The sequence below is a fragment of the Providencia sp. 21OH12SH02B-Prov genome, from assembly GCF_027362595.1.
Classification (GTDB): Bacteria; Pseudomonadota; Gammaproteobacteria; order Enterobacterales; family Enterobacteriaceae; genus Providencia; species Providencia zhejiangensis.
Genome location: NZ_CP114796.1, coordinates 3,201,904 through 3,219,785, shown reverse-complemented (window position 1 = coordinate 3,219,785; position 17,882 = coordinate 3,201,904). Strand labels below are relative to the sequence as shown.

The window sequence follows — 17,882 nt, the reverse complement described above, 5'->3', positions numbered from 1 at the left end:
CCGTACGGTGGCACGTTTGGCGGTATTTGGGCGATCGAAGGTTTCTCCTTTAAATGATAAAACCGTTATTCAATAGCGAGTTATTTCACAAACAATCATTCAGAATCAACAGTATGCTAAAAAGAAGCCGCTGATGCCTGCTATAGCGCTAGGAGCAAAGCAAGCTACGTGCGATGTCCTAACAAGGGGGGCGTAAATTGACAGGCTACAATGCTGACTGAATGCGCTTGTGGATACTTTGGCGTTAAAGAGTATCTCACGTCGTTGATGGCAGTATTCTTGTGATTACTTGAATAAATAGATAGTCAATCAAGGATAAACTGCTGGTTATTTCGTCATTTTGGTAGGCTAAATAAGCTATTTTTTGTCAATCAACAGATATAATGCTGATGAATTGTGTTTCGTTAATAATAACGGTGTCGGTCAGAATTAATTAATCAGAAATAGCAAGTCATCAGAATTTATTTAGTAATTAATAAAAGTCATAATAAAAACAAAATAGGCTAAAATTATAAATTAAATTATCTTTTTATGAAGTTTCAAATCAAAAGTTAATTTTTTTAGGTAGTCTTTTAGAAAAATAAGAATATTTGTACTATTCTCAATAACACTCAATTAACATTTAACTAACCATTAATTGATGATAAGGATAATCAATTAACAATGCTTAAAAAATTGACGTAAATCAATTCATTAGTGCTGGCATTATTTTTCTAAATTGCTTAAATTGGTGCTCGATCAAATACTCGTTTTTCTATTATAGGGTATAATTATTGATATATATTCAGAATTCAAATCTGAATCACGCAAAAGAAGTTTATTGTATGTGAAGATAAGCGTACTATTATTATAGTGTCGTTAGAGTTTTGAATTTTGTTAATTATTTGTTGTTTTGAGGCATTTTTTGCTGGTAGTTAAGAGGCTTTCTTTAATTTTATTGGAAGCTGGGTTGCCGCAAGTCGGTGTCTTCCTGCTAGGAGCAAGGAGTCAAGATGTTTGATATTGTCGAACTGTCAAGATTACAGTTTGCCTTAACTGCGATGTATCACTTCCTATTCGTGCCATTAACGCTCGGTATGGCGTTTTTGCTTGCGATTATGGAAACGGTATATGTGCTGTCTGGTAAGCAAATTTATAAAGATATGACTAAGTTCTGGGGCAAGTTATTTGGTATTAACTTTGCTCTAGGTGTTGCCACTGGTTTGACTATGGAGTTCCAATTCGGTACTAACTGGTCTTACTATGCCCACTATGTTGGAGATATCTTCGGTGCACCTCTTGCAATCGAAGGTTTGATGGCATTCTTCCTTGAATCGACCTTTGTTGGTTTATTCTTCTTTGGTTGGGATCGTTTGAGCAAGACCCAGCACCTTGCAGTTACTTGGTTAGTCGCTTTAGGTTCTAACTTCTCTGCACTGTGGATTCTTGTTGCGAACGGCTGGATGCAAAACCCAATAGCAGCAGACTTTAACTTTGAAACTATGCGTATGGAAATGGTTAGCTTCTCTGAGCTAGTCTTAAACCCAGTTGCACAAGTTAAATTCGTTCACACCGTTGCTGCTGGTTACTGTACTGGTGCGATGTTTGTATTGGGCATTAGTTCTTACTACATGCTTAAAGGTCGTGACCTTGCATTTGCTAAACGTTCATTTGCGATTGCTGCAAGCTTTGGTATTGCGGCTGTGTTGTCTGTTATCGTTCTTGGTGATGAATCAGGTTACGAAATGGGTGACGTACAGAAAACCAAACTGGCTGCGGTAGAAGCTGAGTGGGAAACGCATGCACCACCTGCGGCGTTTAACCTAATTGCTTGGCCTGACACCGAAAAAATGGAAAACAAATTTGCGATTGAAATTCCATGGGTGATGGGGCTTATCACAACACGCTCACTCGACACGCCTGTCTTAGGTCTGAAAGATCTGATGAAGCAGCATGAAGTTCGTATCCGTAACGGTATGATCGCATACGGTGAACTGCAAGAGCTGTTAGCGGGCAATAAAGATCCTGAATTACGTAAGTCTTTTGAAGCAAATAAGAAAGATTTAGGTTATGGTCTTCTGCTGAAACAATATGCACCAAACATTGTTGATGCAACTGAAGCACAGATCCAAAAAGCGGTTAAAGATAGTATTCCAAATGTCGGTCCATTGTTCTGGGCATTCCGTATCATGGTTGGTGTCGGTTTCTTACTACTGATTATCATCGGTCTCTCCTTCCTTTCTGTTGTTCGCAACCGTATCGGCCAAAACAAATGGCTGCTGCGTACCGCATTGTTCGGTATCCCATTACCATGGATTGCGATTGAATCAGGTTGGTTTGTTGCAGAATATGGTCGTCAGCCTTGGGCTATCGGTGAGGTTCTTCCTGTATCCGTTGCACACTCAAACTTGACAACCCATGATCTGATTTTCTCTCTAGCTCTGATCTGTGGTCTGTATACACTGTTCTTAATTGCTGAATTGTTCCTAATGTTCAAATTCGCTCGTAAAGGGCCAAGCAGCCTGAAAACTGGCCGCTATCACTTTGAACAGAAAAACAGCTCTGCACAAGACGTTCAGTAAACAGGAGTCCACTTATGTTTGATTATGAAGTTCTTCGATTTGTGTGGTGGATTCTAATCGGCGTTCTGCTGATTGGCTTCGCTGTCACGGATGGCTTTGACATGGGCGTCGGCTTCTTATTACCAATTTTAGGTAAAACAGATACTGATCGCCGTATCATGATTAATGCGGTTGCACCGCACTGGGATGGTAACCAAGTTTGGTTAATCACTGCCGGTGGTGCGATGTTCGCGGCATGGCCACAAGTTTATGCTGCTGCATTCTCTGGTTTCTATGTCGCTATGATTTTAGTGCTAGCTGCGCTGTTCTTCCGCCCAGTCGGTTTTGACTACCGTTCTAAGCTGGAAAATCCAAAATGGCGTAACATGTGGGACTGGGGTCTGTTTATCGGTGGTTTCGTTCCACCACTGGTTATCGGGGTTGCGTTTGGTAACCTACTGTTAGGTGTTCCATTCCAAATCGATAACCAACAGTACCTGACTTATACAGGTAACCTGTTTGGTCTGCTAAACCCATATGGCTTGTTAGCGGGTGTTGTTAGCTTAATGATGATTGTGACTCAAGGTGCAACTTATTTGCAAATGCGTACAACGGGTGAACTACACCTACGCGTTCGTAAAGCAACTTATGTCACTGCATTACTGACCCTAATCGCATTTGCGGGTGCAGGTGCTTGGTTAGTGATGAGCATTGATGGTTATGTGGTGACGTCAACTATCGATACATTAAGCGTATCAAACCCACTGAATAAAACAGTTGAGGTTGCATCTGGCGCTTGGTTGACTAACTTTAACAACTACCCTGTATTGTGGGCTCTGCCTGCTCTGGGTGTGGTTTTACCACTGTTAACGATGCTGTTTAGTAAAGCAGACAAAAATGCGCTTGCGTTTGTGAGTTCATCACTGACTATCGCATGTATCATTTTAACTTGCGGTGTTGCTATGTTCCCATTCATTATGCCTTCAAGCATTATGCCAAACGCAAGTTTGACTATGTGGGATGCAACATCTAGCCTGTTTACTCTGCAAGTTATGACAGTTGTTGCTATTATCTTTGTTCCAATCGTATTGGCTTACACAGCGTGGTGTTACTACAAAATGTTTGGCCGTTTGGACAAAAACTTTATCGAAGGCAACAAGCATTCACTGTATTAAGGAGCATAACATATGTGGTATTTTGCCTGGATCCTCGGCACGCTGTTAGCTTGTAGTTTTGCAGTGATTGCAGCTCTAGCGTTAGAGCATGCGGAAGACAAAGCCGCAGCTAAAGATGGCGAGTAATAAATAATGCTGGTGGATAAATGCTATCAGCTATTGGATAAGGGGCCGATAAGGTTCCTTATCCTTTTATTAGCTTTGGTTATTGCGGGAAGCGTTATGTGGGATCCGACCCAATTCGCTGCAAAAACCAGTTCATTCCTAATTTGGCAAGGGTTATTACTTATTTGGGCAACGTGTAGCGCGATGATCTTTGGGGTTGGTTTTAGACCTAACAAATTGATTTGGCGAACAGTTTTCCATCCATTACCTGCTGTCATCATCCTTATCTGGGGCTTGGTTAAAGTCCTCAGCTAATCTAATTGTCAATTATGGGTCTGCGGATCCATAATTTTTTTTTGATAACTTTACCCCTAGGTCATTCCAAAGCGACACCGTCTTGAGTATAGTGGCACGGTTAATTAATTTAACCTAGGATGGAGTGGTTGTTATGTTATTTCGTTGGCCTGTTCGCGTCTATTATGAAGATACAGATGCGGGCGGTGTGGTTTACCATGCACGTTATCTTGCTTTCTTTGAACGAGCTAGAACCGAGATGCTACGGGATAAAGGTATCAATCAACAAAGTTTACTAGCCGAGAACATTGGATTTGTTGTTCGGAGTATGACAACTGATTTTGTGAGAGCAGCTCGGCTGGATGATTTATTGGAAATTGAGACACAAATCGTGGAAATGAAGCGTGCCTCTTTAACCTTTCAACAAAGGTTAATTGATTCACAAGGTAACCTGCTTTGTGGGGCGACAGCCCTGATTGCTTGTGTGGACATATCAAAAATGAAGCCGACAGCGCTTCCTAAGTCTATTGTCGCGGAGTTTAAACAGTGACTGACATGAATATCCTGGATTTATTCCTAAAAGCGAGCCTATTGGTTCAGATCATTATGTTCGTTTTGATTGGTTTTTCTATCGCTTCTTGGGCCATCATTATACAGAGAACAAAAATTTTAAATGCGGCCACTCGAGAGGCTGAAGCGTTTGAAGATAAATTTTGGTCAGGTATTGAGTTATCGCGTTTATATAAAGAAAGTCAGGCACGCCGTGATTCGCTAAGTGGGGCAGAGCAAATTTTCCATGCGGGCTTCAAGGAATTTGTGCGTTTACACCAAGCTAATATTCACGCGCCCGATGCGGTGGTTACGGGTGCGTCTCGTGCTATGCGTATTTCGATGAACCGTGAACTTGAATCTGTTGAAGCGCATATTCCATTTTTGGGTACCGTTGGTTCTATCAGCCCTTATATTGGGTTGTTTGGTACTGTTTGGGGAATTATGCATGCCTTTATCGCGTTAGGTGCGGTGAAACAAGCGACGCTACAGATGGTGGCACCGGGAATTGCAGAAGCGTTGATTGCTACTGCAATTGGTCTGTTTGCCGCGATCCCTGCTGTTATGGCGTATAACCGTTTGAACCTGCGTGTGAACAAGCTAGAGCAGAGCTACGATAACTTTATGGAAGAGTTTCTGGCTATCTTACATCGCCAAGCATTCTCTGCTGACAAGAAATAATACGAGGGGATAAGCGAATGGCGCGCAATAGTCGCAGACGTGAGCTGAAATCCGAAATCAATATTGTTCCATTATTGGATGTATTGTTGGTGTTACTGCTAATTTTTATGGCGACAGCACCGATTATCTCTCAAAGTGTGGAAGTTGATCTGCCGGATGCCACAGATACCCAAACTGTATCATCAAGTGATAATCCACCGATTATTTTAGAGGTGGCGGGCGTTGGGCAATACAATATGTTAATTGATGGTGAGCGATTAGATTTGCTGCCACCAGAACAGATTGCCGCAGAGGCGAAAGCTCAATTAGAGAAAAATCCAAAGGCGATTTTCCTCATCGGTGGTGCAAAAGAAGTTCCTTATGATGAAGTGATTAAGGCATTAAATATTTTGCATCAGGCAGGCATCAAATCCGTCGGCTTAATGACTCAACCCATGTAGTTTGAGTGAGTAACGATTCTTTTTTTGGATACCAATTGTGGGAAAGACAAAAGAGAAAAAAGATAATTTTAGGCGCTCTTTGTTGACATCAGTAGCACTGCACGTGCTACTGATTGGCCTAATTATAATTGGTTCCTTAGTCTCCGTCGTCAAACTTGGCGGTGGCGGAGAAGAGGGGACTGTTATCGATGCTGTAATGGTCGACCCAGGCGCAGTTGTCCAACAATATAATCAAATGCAGCAACAAGAAAACAGCGCCAAACAGGCCGCTAAAGAGCGCAAAGAGAAAGAACAGAAACAAGAAGCTGAGTTAAGGGAAAAGCAAGAGCAGGAACAAAAGCGCCTGCAACAGCTTGAACAAGAACGTATTCAGAGCGAGCGTGAAGCTCAAGAACGACAAAAACAAGCTGAGCAGCAGCAAAAGCAAGCGGCAGAAGCAGCGAAAAAAGCGAAGGAAGAGCAAAAAATTGCTGAAGAAGCGGCTGCAAAAGCAAAAGCTGAAAAAGAACGTTTGATTAAAGAGCAGGCTGCCGCGAAGGAAAAAGCGGAAGCTGAGGCGAAAAAAGAGGCCGAAGCTGTAAAAGCCAAGGCTGCTGCCGATGCTAAGGCGAAAGCAGAAAAAGAAGCCAAAGAAAAAGCAGAGAAGGAAGCGAAAGCTAAGGCAGATAAAGAAGCCAAAGCTAAAGCTGAAAAAGAAGCGAAAGCTAAAGCCGAAAAAGAAGCAAAAGCCAAAGCTGCTAAAGCGAAAGCAGAGGCCGCTAAAAATTCGGCTTCCGTTGATGATTTACTCGGCGATTTGACTGCTTCAGGTCCAAGTAAGCAAGGTGGTGCTGCTTCCGCTGGTCAAGGTGGTGGAAAACGCTCAGGAGCATCAAATGCAGATGTCGATAGTTATGCAGGTAAAGTAAAAGCAGCGATTCAGAGTAAGTTTTATGATTCAGACACTTACCGTGGACGGACGTGTGAACTTAAGTTACAAATTGCATCGGATGGTTTATTAGTAAACATTACTCCTAAAAGTAATGCTTCTAATGACCCAGCGCTGTGTGATGCGGCAATCAGAGCAGCAAAACTTGCCACGTTACCGCGTCCATCGCCAGATGTGTATGAAGCATTTAAAAAACAAGGAAGTACAGTTATATTTAGTCCAAAATAAGATAAGTCGGAGCTGTCTGTATTGAATTTATGTCTGCTATAGCATAAATAGTTCTTACAATATCTAGTTTTGTTAGTATACCTTTGTTAAAATTCAGCGAATTATTGTGGCGGTGAATTCCACAGTAAGGGAGATAAGGATGAAGCAGGCTTTTAAAGTAGTTCTCGGGTTCTTAATGCTATGGGTAACAGTGGCTCAGGCTGAAATCCGTATTGAGATCACGGAAGGTGTAAACAGTGCTCAGCCAATAGGTGTTGTGCCTTTTAAATGGTCTGGCTCAGGTACGCCTCCGCAAGAAATCGGACAAATTATTGGTGCTGACTTGCGCAATAGCGGCAAGTTTAATCCTATTGACCCTAGCCGTATGCCACAACAACCGGGTACCGCTTCTGAAGTTACGCCAGAGGCTTGGACAACACTTGGAATCAATGCTGTTGTTGTAGGTCAGATTCAACCTGCGGCAGATGGTAGTTATGTGGTTAGCTATCAGCTCGTTGATGTTGCGGGTAGCCCAGGCACTGTTTTATCTCAGAATCAGTATAAAGTGACCAAAGAGTGGTTACGTTATGCAGCCCATACCGCAAGCGATGAAGTTTTTGAGAAGCTAACAGGTATCCGTGGTGCATTCCGTACTCGTATCGCCTATGTGGTCACAAATAAAGGCGGTCAATACCCATATGAATTACGCGTTTCTGATTATGATGGCTATAACCAATTTACAGTTCATCGTTCTCCAGAACCGTTAATGTCGCCAGCATGGTCACCTGATGGTGAGCGTTTGGCGTATGTAACATTTGAAAGTGGCAGTTCTGCTCTGGTTATTCAGACACTGTCTACTGGAGCTGTTCGTCAGGTGGCATCATTCCCTCGTCATAATGGTGCGCCGGCATTTTCTCCAGATGGCACTAAACTGGCATTTGCACTATCAAAAACAGGTAGCTTAAATCTTTATGTGATGGATTTAGCGAGCGGCCAAATTCGTCAAGTGACTGATGGTCGTAGTAACAACACTGAACCTACTTGGATGCCAGATAGTCAAACGTTGGTCTATACCTCAGACCAAGCGGGTCGCCCGCAAATTTACAAAATTAATATTAATGGCGGTAGCCCTGAACGTGTGACCTGGGAAGGTACACAAAATCAGGACGCTGATGTTAGCCCGGATGGATCTTTCATTGTAATGGTCAGTTCCGGTGGCGGTCAGCAGCATATCGCCAAACAGGATCTGGCAACGGGTAACGTTGAATATTTAACGAAAACGTTTCTAGATGAAACGCCGAGTATCGCACCTAACGGCACTATGGTTATTTATAGCTCCTCTCAAGGCTTGGGGACTATATTGCAGCTAGTTTCGACCGACGGGCGTTTCAAAGCGCGTCTTCCGGCTACCGATGGACAGGTTAAATTCCCTGCTTGGTCGCCGTATCTGTGATGCATAATAATAATGTGTGGCAAACTATTAAGGATCAAAACGATGCAACTGAATAAAGTGCTTAAAGGGCTGATGATCGCATTACCAATCATGGCAGTCGCAGCTTGTAGCTCTAACAAAAACAATGACCAAAATGGTGCGGATTCTTCAATGAACCAAACTAACTCAGGTCTGTCTGCGGAAGAGCTGGCACGTCAGCAAATGCAAGAGCTGCAAAATAACAATATCGTTTACTTCGGTTTCGATAAATACAACGTATCTCCAGAATATGCTGATATGTTAGACGCTCACGCTGCATTCCTGCGCAACAACCCATCTGTTAAAGTTGTTGTTGAAGGTCACGCGGATGAGCGCGGTACTCCTGAGTACAACATCGCACTGGGCGAGCGTCGTGCTAATGCAGTTAAAATGTATCTGCAAAGCAAAGGTGTAGCAGGCGATCAAGTTTCTCTGGTTTCTTATGGTAAAGAAAAACCAGCAGTGTTAGGTCACACAGAAGCTGATTACGCTAAAAACCGTCGTGCAGTAATTGCATACTAATTAATAAGCGAATTATCTCTTATGAACAGTAACTTCAGACATTTATTTGTAGGTCTGTCGTTATTGGTTGGTGTAGCGGCCCCTTGGGCCGCTATTGCCCAAGCGCCAATCATTAATGTCGGATCCGGATCATCCGGTGACCGCCTCACTCAGCTTGAGACAGCAGTTAACTCTCAAGGCCAGATCTTATATCAAATCCAGCAACAGATTGCTGACAACCAACGCGATATTGATATGTTGCGTGGGCAAATTCAGGAAAGTGAATATAAACTGAATCAAATTGTTGAGCGTCAAAAAGATTTGTATATGCAACTAGATCAGGTTAGTGGTGGAGCGGCAGCATCGCCTGACTCAGCAGCAACGAATTCTTCCTCTTCGACCCCCCCTGCACCAGCAGCATCGGGCGGCGGTGAAAAAGAAGATTATAATGCTGCGGTTACACTGGCGATGAACAGCAAATCTAAAGCGCAAATCGATGAAGCTATCGGTGCACTACAAAGCTTTGTGAAAAATTATCCTAAATCGAACTATCAATCGAATGCTAACTATTGGTTAGGGCAACTTAATTACAATAAAGGTAGCAAAGATGACGCGGCATTCTATTTTGCCACTGTTGTCAAAGAATACCCTAAATCTCAAAAAAGCAGTGAAGCCTTGTATAAAGTCGGTTTGATTATGCAAGACAAAGGGCAAAAGGATAAAGCGCGAGCGGTATACCAGCAGGTATTGAAGCAGTATCCAAATAGCTCTGGAGCGAAGCTCGCGGAGAAGAAACTCAGCTCGTTATAATGATTAACCCCGAAGAAGTGGTTACCGAATATTTCGGGGTTAACCGTATGATAAGTGTGCATTCAATCGTTTTTTTCAAAAAAATCATTGCACCATCGTCAGAAATCAGTAATATAAGCCGCCGTTGACACAAGAATAAATTGTGTTGATAAAAGTATTTTAAAATGGGTCGTTAGCTCAGTCGGTAGAGCAGTTGACTTTTAATCAATTGGTCGCAGGTTCGAATCCTGCACGACCCACCATTTTAAAATTCAAAATCAGATATAGTAGATGGGTCGTTAGCTCAGTCGGTAGAGCAGTTGACTTTTAATCAATTGGTCGCAGGTTCGAATCCTGCACGACCCACCATCTTAAAGTTCAAAATCAGATATATTAGATGGGTCGTTAGCTCAGTCGGTAGAGCAGTTGACTTTTAATCAATTGGTCGCAGGTTCGAATCCTGCACGACCCACCATCTCACTTATTTCTCTAAGTCATCCAGCAAACGTTGAAATTACCGATTGCACTAAACGTGCCGGTGAGACGCTGCGTTTAGGTTCGAGCCGAGCGAAGCGAGACCGCGTTGCACTTGTCGCAACGACCTGAAGGGTGAGGCTAAAGGCCAAATCATCCTGCACGACCCACCCTCTCACTTATTTCTCTAAGTCATCCAGCAAACGTTGAAATTACCGATTGCACTAAACGTGCCGGTGAGACGCTGCGTTCAGGTTCGAGCCGAGCGAAGCGAGACCGCGTTGCGCTTGTGGCAACGACCCGAAGGGTGAGGCCAAAGGCCAAATCATCCTGCACGACCCATCCTCTCACTTATTCCTCTTGCGCTTGTGGCAACGACCCGATGATTCGAACGTATGACGCTTCCTTTTTTGAGAACTCACTCAAGGTATTGAATACAGATTTAGACTAGTCTAAATAAAGCATAAATAATTGATCATATTGTAAAATATAAGTTATTTATTTTAAGTAATCATAGGCAAGGACTAACGGATGAAAAAATTATTAGCGGTTTTCTGTGCAGGGGCATTTGTTTCAACGAGTGTATTTGCGGCCATTCCGCCAGGAAATGATGTAACCACTAAACCGGATCTTTACTATTTAAAAAATGCTCAAGCGATTGATAGCTTAGCATTGCTACCACCACCACCCGAAGTTGGCAGTATTCTGTTTTTAAATGATCAGGCAATGTATGAAAAAGGGCGTTTATTGCGTAACACTGAGCGAGGTAAACAAGCTGCGGCAGATGCTGATCTCGCTGCTGGAGGGGTGGCAAATGCATTCTCAGAGGCGTTTGGTTACCCTATTACTGAGAAAGACTCGCCAGAAATTCATAAATTACTCACCAATATGATTGAAGATGCGGGGGATTTAGCGACTCGTTCTGCAAAAGAAAAATACATGCGGATCCGCCCGTTTGCATTCTATGGCGTTGAAACCTGTAACACGAAAGACCAAGATAAATTATCTAAAAATGGTTCTTACCCTTCAGGGCATACATCAATTGGCTGGGCTTCAGCATTAGTGCTATCAGAAATTAATCCTGAAAACCAAGACAAAATTTTAAAACGCGGTTATGAACTTGGTCAAAGCCGTGTGATTTGCGGTTACCATTGGCAAAGTGATGTTGATGCGGCACGTATTGTTGCATCAGGGGCTGTAGCAACGCTGCACTCTAATCCTGAGTTTCAAAAACAGCTACAAAAAGCAAAAGATGAGTTTGCTAAATTGAAAAAATAGTTGTGATAAAACAGAACTGCCTTGCTGATTTATCTGTAGCAAGGCGGTTTTTTATTGTGAAGTGGTTGGTGAGGTTAATAGAAAGCGTCTAAATCAAATATTTTCAGGGAGTAGGCTATTATCCTGCAATAAACCAATCACTAGCGTTTGCATCCGTTGGCTCAATGTATGATCGATAGGGTAGTTAAGGTGTTGAGCAATCTCGGTTGTGACTTCATCGAAGCATGACATCAATAGGTGCAAAGATTGAGCCGCTTGCTGTGAGGTTCGATAGTCAAAAAGGGTTTGAGTGGCCTGTTGTATCCGTTCAGGCATCCACGATTGATAAGCTTTTCCATGGTACCACACATCTTGCTGACCATGACTTTTGATAGAGGCGAGGAGTTCAACCATGGTTAATAAGGCCTTTTTCATATCAACATCTCTTGACCAAGCACTCCAGAGTTCATCACGTGACAGGGCGATAGCGACTTGGTGTGCCTCATACCAGAACTCGTTACAGATAAATGTAAACTTCTTCTGGGTAAGTTGCTTGGGGGGAAGTTGAGCTTGCTGACTTTCAGGGAGTTTTTCCGTAATACCCGTTTTATCGAGTAACACGGTATAGCCGCGTGCATAGGTGTTATCAAGCCCATGCTGAGCCATTTTTTGCAGTCGAGAGGGTTCTGCAAATGTAAAATCGACCTTTCTGCCCTGTTCATAAATCGCTAAACAAGTTGGCCACTCAGGCTCATTTTCACCGCCATTCATAAGATGCAATGCAACCAAAGGTTGAGCAAACGTATTAATCCATTTAGGGTTATGAAAAAGGTCTGTTACGCCTAAACCGATTAATTCAATATCGATATCTGAATAGCGATCAATATGTTGTTCCCTTCCTCTAGAGCCCGTTAAAATGACCGCTTCAATTCTAGGATCGATTAAAGAAACAGAAATAATTTTATTTATTAAAGATGCAGGTGATTCCATAACTAACCCATCGAATTTATAAAAACGGTTAAGATACCTGTAAAGTCAATGAAATGCTAAGAAACATAACAATTATAGATGTTATTATTTAGTTATTGGTTTGAATTAACAAAATAATGGCTGAAAAATCGACGAGACTTCCTCGATAAATTAGCGTATCTTGTTTAGTATATAAAACAAAAAGGTGCTGTTTTACTTATTTTATCGCTAATTTTAGAAATAAAATTGCGTTATGCTAAACAGAGGCGGAAGATGAGCGAGTTTATTGATTTTAATCAGTCGGTTTACCCATTCCCAGCGAAACCCACACGATTAAGCTCTGATGAGAAAGCGTTTTATCGTGAACGCATCAAGTCTTTACTGATTGAAAAAAATGCGGTTATTGTTGCACATTACTATACCGATCCTGATATTCAAGCATTAGCGGAAGAAACGGGGGGTTGTGTTGCTGATTCCTTAGAAATGGCTCGTTTTGGTGCCCGCCATTCTGCCTCCACATTATTGGTGGCCGGTGTGCGTTTTATGGGGGAAACGGCTAAAATCTTAAGCCCAGAGAAAACGGTATTAATGCCGACACTTGACGCAGAATGTTCTCTCGATCTCGGATGCCCCGAAGATGAATTTGCGCATTTTTGTGATCAGCATCCAGACCGTACGGTCGTAGTCTATGCAAATACTTCAGCAGCGGTTAAAGCACGAGCTGACTGGGTTGTGACATCCAGTATTGCTGTGGAATTGATCGAACATCTTGATAGTTTAGGCGAAAAAATTATTTGGGCGCCGGACCGCCATCTTGGTCGCTATGTTCAAAAGCAAACCGGAGCAGATATTTTATGTTGGCAGGGGGCCTGTATTGTTCATGATGAGTTTAAAACTCAGTCTTTAACTAAAATGAAAGCGCTATATCCTGAAGCCGCTGTATTAGTTCACCCTGAATCGCCTCAAGCCGTGGTTGACCTTGCGGATGCCGTTGGTTCAACCAGTCAATTAATTAAAGCTGCACAAACGTTACCGAATCCTTCAATCATAGTTGCGACGGATAAAGGCATCTTTTATAAAATGCAGCAGGCTTGCCCAGATAAGTCGTTATACATCGCACCTACCGCCGGTGAAGGCGCGACTTGTCGTACATGCGCCCATTGCCCTTGGATGGCAATGAATGGACTTAAGGCAATAACACAGGCGTTAGAGAGCTATGGTGAACAGCACCAAATTCATGTGAGTGATATTTTGCGTGAAAAGGCAATGCTTCCCTTAAATAGAATGCTAGATTTTGCAGAGAGTCTAAAATAGGTAGGGAGTCGTTTTGTTATCTGTGTCGTGATGATGAGCAATCTATTTATAGTGTCACACATGATGAATATAAGGATTTTGGGATGGATTTCTTTAGCACAAGTAATATTTTAGTCACTATTCCGTTGTGGAGTAGTATTTATGAGTTGTCATATATCGAAGCGGTAGGGACGATTGCGGGGTTATTATGCATTCTGTTGGCCAGTTTTGAAAAGACCATCAATTACTTTTTTGGGTTAATCAACGTCACCTTGTTTGCGGTGATCTTTTTTCAAATTCAACTCTACGCTAACTTGCTGTTACAGGTGTTTTTCTTCATCGCGAATATCTATGGCTGGTACGCATGGAGCCGTGTTGATAATCAGCAGCAAACGGAGTTAAAAATTCGTTGGCTGAGTTTACCGAAAGCAATGATAACGTTATTAGTCTCTGTGTTAGTAATCGCTTACTTAACTTACAATATTGATAGGGTTTTCGGGGTATTGGCGACATGGGCTGTTGACGTATTAAATTTATTTGGCGCTAACTTGCAGTTACCTGCCTTAGAACCGGATGCGTTTCCATTCTGGGATTCAACTATGACGGTCTTATCTGTGGTAGCGATGGTCCTAATGACTCGCAAATATGTTGAAAACTGGCTTTTATGGGTAATCATTAACGTGATTAGTATTGTTGTATTCTATAAGCAAGGCGTATATGCGATGTCTTTAGAGTACTTAATCTTACTAGGCATTGCGTTGAATGGTTCAAGATTGTGGGTGAAATCAGCGAAGCAAAATGGTTCAGCGCCACTTTCTCGCTCATCATGACAAAATTTAATCATAAAACGGTGAAAGTAACATTATCGATGTTTTGCCGTTTTTGTTTCTTTTTCCTCTAAAAATCATCCTAAAAATGGGGCTATTACGCCATTTAATTGACTTTAGCCTCATTTTATAATCTTAAAGCCTAAAAGTGATAATTTCATACCATGTTTAGCTGTTTACAGAAGGCGGCTGAACGGTTAGATTAAAATTTCGATACCTGCCGTCTTTCTAATCGCAGCTTTGTTAGTGGTAAAAGGATTTTATTATTATCTTTTCGCTTAAAGTAAGTGTTTACCATCGCTCTGCTATTGGGATCCATAGGGTATGTAAATCATCAGTATAAAAAAATAAACATTGGATTAACGGGTATGAATTATCAGAACGATGACGTCAGAATTAAACAAATAAAAGAATTATTGCCACCTATTGCATTGCTGGAGAAGTTTCCTGCAACAGATAAAGCGGCGTTTACCGTTCATGAAGCACGTCTCGCCATCCATAATATCTTGTCAGGCGAAGATGATCGCCTTGTTGTTGTGATTGGCCCTTGCTCTATTCATGATACTAAAGCGGCTCTAGAATATGCTGAGCGCCTGAATAAATTAAGAGAAGAACTTAAAGGTTCACTTGAAATCGTGATGCGCGTGTATTTTGAAAAACCACGCACCACTGTGGGCTGGAAAGGGCTAATTAATGATCCTCATATGGATAATAGCTTTGATATTAATGAAGGATTGCGTATTGCTCGTGAGCTATTGGTCAAAATTAATGATCAGGGGCTACCAACGGCGGGTGAGTTTTTGGATATGATCAGCCCACAATATGTTGCTGATTTAATGAGCTGGGGAGCAATTGGTGCACGTACGACGGAGTCCCAAGTTCACCGAGAACTCGCATCGGGTCTTTCTTGTCCTGTCGGTTTTAAAAACGGGACCGATGGCACAATTAAAATTGCTATTGATGCAATTAACTCTGCACGTTCGCCGCATTGTTTCTTATCTGTCACCAAATGGGGCCATTCAGCTATCGTGAATACGAGTGGTAATCAGGATTGCCACATTATTTTGCGTGGTGGTAAAGAGCCTAATTATAGCGCAGAGCATGTTAAAGCGGTACGTGAAGGGCTAGCCAACGCAGGGCTAACGCCAAGCATTATGATTGATTTCAGCCATGCTAACAGTAGTAAGAAGTTTGAGAAGCAGATGATTGTGGCTGATGATGTAAGTGAACAATTACGCCAAGGCGATCGTTCTATCACAGGGGTGATGATCGAAAGTCATCTTGTAGAAGGAAACCAAAGCTTAGATTCTGGTGAGCCACTGGTTTATGGTAAAAGCGTTACAGATGCATGCATTGGGTGGGATGATACTGAAAAAGTACTACGTCAATTATCTGATGCTGTGATTGCTCGTCGTCAGAAGTAACTGGCTGATAGCGGTAATACGAAAGAAAAGCCCGTGTATTTTGCGACACGGGCTTTTTGCTTTGTAGGGGGGGTTATCGGTTAATGAGCGACTTTTTCTAATATTTCACCCAACTTGTTTTTATCCTCTTCGCTTAAATGGGACAGTGAAATGGATAAAGGAATCATGTTTTGGCTACCTTGTCCTGCTTGAGCTTGCAATAAAACAGTATTTTTTTCGTGTCTTAAGTAAGTAACATCTTTTAATGGGATTCGGTAATAGAGACTAAATAAACTGGGGCGGATATAAAAATAGCTACCTTTGGTTGCTACGTAAGGTGTGCCATGAATGCGTTTTCCCAAAATAAATAGCAGAATCGCAAGGACTATCAAGAACATTCCTAAGCTTTGACTCAAAACCACGAATACCGCGCCGAGTACGCCAACGATGATGGCCCGCAGTGTATTATGTCGATTGTTAAAGACAAGGTTGGTATCGAAATCAACTTTGATGGTTGGATCAACGCTTTCCAGTTGATGGAAACGCCAACGTATCGCCGAAAAGATCATGCCACAAAGGAAAACAATCGTGATTGGCATGAGTGCTAAGCTACTTATTAGCGCGACACCAATCGCAACTCTGGGTTTGTAGCTCATGATCATCATGCTGATCAGCTGGATTGGAAAGCTAACGCACGCAATGATCATTAATATTCTCATTAAATGTGCATTTTGGGCGCCGTCAGAGCCATCAATAATCAGTTCACCTGTTTGGAGCATATACAGCAGTGAGCCAAGTAGTGAAATATTAAGCGCCAGCCCAACCCAAACATAGAGATTGAATTTATTCATAAAATTCTCAATTAGTTCATCATTAAATAAATTGTGCCATAAAAAAGTAGGGTGTCGAGTGCTATCGCGATAAATCGAAATTTATTGGCACTCTTTGATGGTAGGCAGAAAAAAACGCAACCCACTAGGTGGGTTTTTTTCTATCATTATTTGGGTTAATCAAGAAAATCAATATTTAAGAACATTCCTAATCATCAATGTTCTGAGATTACTCGTTTTTTATATTCTTTACATTATCTTCTTCCAAGATTTTAATTTTGTTTTTTCAATAAAAATGAACAAATCGTTCAAAAAAGTCACCTATCTTTAATTTGACTTAAGCTAAATAATCACTATCTGGAATTATAACTAAATAGGATTATTTAATGAAAAAAGTACAAATTGTATCTTTAGCCTTTGCTTTGATTAGTTCGATTGGTAGTGCTATTGCATCAACAGGTCACGAGGGATATTACGGAGCTGCACGACTCGCGAAAGTGTGGCAAAAAGCGGATAGCATGGATACGAGTCTTCGCCCAGGAATTGGTCAGTTTGTTTCGGGCGATGATAAAGATGATTTTTATAATGCTTCACTGGCAGCGGGTTATCAGTATGGTAATGGCTGGCGTACAGAAGCTGAATATACCTTTAATAAAAAGGCAGAATACACGAGTGGTTCATCAATTTTTTCGACAAGCTTTAACCATCATAAAACGGAATCACAGCGCTTAATGTTGAATGTTTATCGTGACTATGAAATCCATCAAGGGGTTTCAGTGTACGGTACAGCGGGTATCGGTATTGCAAAAGTGAAATCTTCAGGGTGGCAAGGCAACCCTTCACGCCAATATGGCAGTAACACCGATACTAACTTAGCATACTCTCTTGGGGCGGGTGTCAGCTATGAGCCTATTGAAAGACTGAATTTTGATTTAGGCTACCGTTATATTGATTTAGGTAAGATCGAAAGTGGAATGAACAATTTTGCTAATGCCCGTGGCCTACAGGATGAACAAATGAAGGCGCATCTTAAATCACAAGAGCTAGTGCTGGGCGTGAGATATCTGTTTTAAACATTAACTCATTGTTATTCATTGGGATATGTCGTATATAAAGGGTTGGCATTTGCCAACCCTTTAGGTTGTTGAC

The 17,882-nt window shown here is 41.9% G+C and carries 18 protein-coding genes, 3 tRNA genes and 2 other RNA genes; 21 read left to right on the top strand and 2 right to left on the bottom strand.

Annotated features, from left to right (window positions below; genetic code table 11):
* Window positions 1-992 precede the first annotated feature (992 nt).
* The 17 genes from cydA (at window position 993) to phoC (ending at window position 11,432) form a co-directional block, all read left to right on the top strand.
* Complete coding sequence (cydA, locus tag O7C57_RS15075; protein WP_154624831.1) at window positions 993-2,561, top strand: cytochrome ubiquinol oxidase subunit I; 1,569 nt, start codon at window positions 993-995, stop codon at window positions 2,559-2,561.
* 14 nt (window positions 2,562-2,575) lie between these two features.
* Window positions 2,576-3,715 carry a cytochrome d ubiquinol oxidase subunit II gene (gene cydB, locus O7C57_RS15070; RefSeq protein WP_154624832.1) on the top strand — a complete coding sequence of 380 codons (1,140 nt, stop codon included), beginning with the start codon at window positions 2,576-2,578 and terminating at the stop codon, window positions 3,713-3,715.
* A 12-nt stretch (window positions 3,716-3,727) separates the two neighbouring features.
* Window positions 3,728-3,841 (top strand): cytochrome bd-I oxidase subunit CydX, encoded by a 114-nt coding sequence (gene cydX / locus O7C57_RS15065; protein ID WP_008912071.1) that lies wholly within the window; start codon window positions 3,728-3,730, stop codon window positions 3,839-3,841.
* A 6-nt stretch (window positions 3,842-3,847) separates the two neighbouring features.
* Window positions 3,848-4,135: a cyd operon protein YbgE gene (ybgE, locus tag O7C57_RS15060; RefSeq protein ID WP_154624833.1), complete on the top strand. Its 288-nt coding sequence runs from the start codon at window positions 3,848-3,850 to the stop codon at window positions 4,133-4,135.
* A 133-nt stretch (window positions 4,136-4,268) separates the two neighbouring features.
* A complete protein-coding gene (ybgC, locus tag O7C57_RS15055; RefSeq protein ID WP_154624834.1) occupies window positions 4,269-4,664 on the top strand; it encodes a tol-pal system-associated acyl-CoA thioesterase in 396 nt (131 codons plus the stop codon).
* Window positions 4,661-5,344 (top strand): Tol-Pal system protein TolQ, encoded by a 684-nt coding sequence (gene tolQ / locus O7C57_RS15050; RefSeq protein WP_163862761.1) that lies wholly within the window; start codon window positions 4,661-4,663, stop codon window positions 5,342-5,344. Before ybgC ends, tolQ begins: the two co-directional genes overlap by 4 nt.
* A 17-nt stretch (window positions 5,345-5,361) precedes the next feature.
* Window positions 5,362-5,784 carry a colicin uptake protein TolR gene (gene tolR, locus O7C57_RS15045; RefSeq protein ID WP_154624836.1) on the top strand — a complete coding sequence of 141 codons (423 nt, stop codon included), beginning with the start codon at window positions 5,362-5,364 and terminating at the stop codon, window positions 5,782-5,784.
* Between the two features lie 37 nt (window positions 5,785-5,821).
* Window positions 5,822-6,940, top strand: a complete 1,119-nt coding sequence (gene tolA, locus O7C57_RS15040) for a cell envelope integrity protein TolA (RefSeq protein ID WP_163862758.1) — start codon at window positions 5,822-5,824, stop codon at window positions 6,938-6,940.
* A 139-nt stretch (window positions 6,941-7,079) separates the two neighbouring features.
* Window positions 7,080-8,372: a Tol-Pal system beta propeller repeat protein TolB gene (gene tolB / locus O7C57_RS15035; protein ID WP_269723296.1), complete on the top strand. Its 1,293-nt coding sequence runs from the start codon at window positions 7,080-7,082 to the stop codon at window positions 8,370-8,372.
* Between the two features lie 42 nt (window positions 8,373-8,414).
* Window positions 8,415-8,912 (top strand): peptidoglycan-associated lipoprotein Pal, encoded by a 498-nt coding sequence (gene pal, locus O7C57_RS15030; protein WP_014657760.1) that lies wholly within the window; start codon window positions 8,415-8,417, stop codon window positions 8,910-8,912.
* Between the two features lie 21 nt (window positions 8,913-8,933).
* Complete coding sequence (gene cpoB, locus O7C57_RS15025; RefSeq protein WP_269723295.1) at window positions 8,934-9,701, top strand: cell division protein CpoB; 768 nt, start codon at window positions 8,934-8,936, stop codon at window positions 9,699-9,701.
* 166 nt (window positions 9,702-9,867) lie between these two features.
* Window positions 9,868-9,943 (top strand) — tRNA-Lys (locus tag O7C57_RS15020).
* 30 nt (window positions 9,944-9,973) lie between these two features.
* A tRNA-Lys gene (locus tag O7C57_RS15015) sits at window positions 9,974-10,049 on the top strand.
* 30 nt (window positions 10,050-10,079) lie between these two features.
* Window positions 10,080-10,155, top strand: a tRNA-Lys gene (locus O7C57_RS15010).
* Window positions 10,156-10,198: 43 nt separating this feature from the next.
* Window positions 10,199-10,327, top strand: a non-coding RNA gene (locus O7C57_RS15005) — RtT sRNA.
* A 43-nt stretch (window positions 10,328-10,370) separates the two neighbouring features.
* Window positions 10,371-10,499, top strand: a non-coding RNA gene (locus tag O7C57_RS15000) — RtT sRNA.
* Between the two features lie 186 nt (window positions 10,500-10,685).
* Complete coding sequence (gene phoC / locus O7C57_RS14995; RefSeq protein ID WP_154624690.1) at window positions 10,686-11,432, top strand: acid phosphatase PhoC; 747 nt, start codon at window positions 10,686-10,688, stop codon at window positions 11,430-11,432.
* A 93-nt stretch (window positions 11,433-11,525) separates the two neighbouring features.
* On the opposite strand, the gene O7C57_RS14990 is transcribed toward phoC, so the two are convergent.
* A complete protein-coding gene (locus O7C57_RS14990; RefSeq protein ID WP_249999215.1) occupies window positions 11,526-12,401 on the bottom strand; it encodes an aminoglycoside 6-adenylyltransferase in 876 nt (291 codons plus the stop codon).
* 252 nt (window positions 12,402-12,653) lie between these two features.
* On the opposite strand from O7C57_RS14990, the gene nadA reads away from it, so the two are divergent.
* From nadA to aroG, 3 genes are all read left to right on the top strand, one after another.
* A complete protein-coding gene (gene nadA / locus O7C57_RS14985; protein WP_269723294.1) occupies window positions 12,654-13,694 on the top strand; it encodes a quinolinate synthase NadA in 1,041 nt (346 codons plus the stop codon).
* An 83-nt stretch (window positions 13,695-13,777) separates the two neighbouring features.
* Window positions 13,778-14,503 (top strand): nicotinamide riboside transporter PnuC, encoded by a 726-nt coding sequence (gene pnuC / locus O7C57_RS14980; protein ID WP_154624693.1) that lies wholly within the window; start codon window positions 13,778-13,780, stop codon window positions 14,501-14,503.
* A gap of 365 nt (window positions 14,504-14,868) precedes the next feature.
* Complete coding sequence (gene aroG / locus O7C57_RS14975) at window positions 14,869-15,924, top strand: 3-deoxy-7-phosphoheptulonate synthase AroG (protein WP_154624694.1); 1,056 nt, start codon at window positions 14,869-14,871, stop codon at window positions 15,922-15,924.
* An 80-nt stretch (window positions 15,925-16,004) separates the two neighbouring features.
* Here aroG and O7C57_RS14970 read toward each other — a convergent pair whose 3' ends face one another.
* Window positions 16,005-16,754 (bottom strand): hypothetical protein, encoded by a 750-nt coding sequence (locus O7C57_RS14970; protein ID WP_154624695.1) that lies wholly within the window; start codon window positions 16,752-16,754, stop codon window positions 16,005-16,007.
* Window positions 16,755-17,119: 365 nt separating this feature from the next.
* Between O7C57_RS14970 and O7C57_RS14965 the strand changes: the two genes are divergently transcribed.
* Window positions 17,120-17,806 (top strand): outer membrane protein, encoded by a 687-nt coding sequence (locus O7C57_RS14965; protein ID WP_154624696.1) that lies wholly within the window; start codon window positions 17,120-17,122, stop codon window positions 17,804-17,806.
* Window positions 17,807-17,882 lie beyond the last annotated feature (76 nt).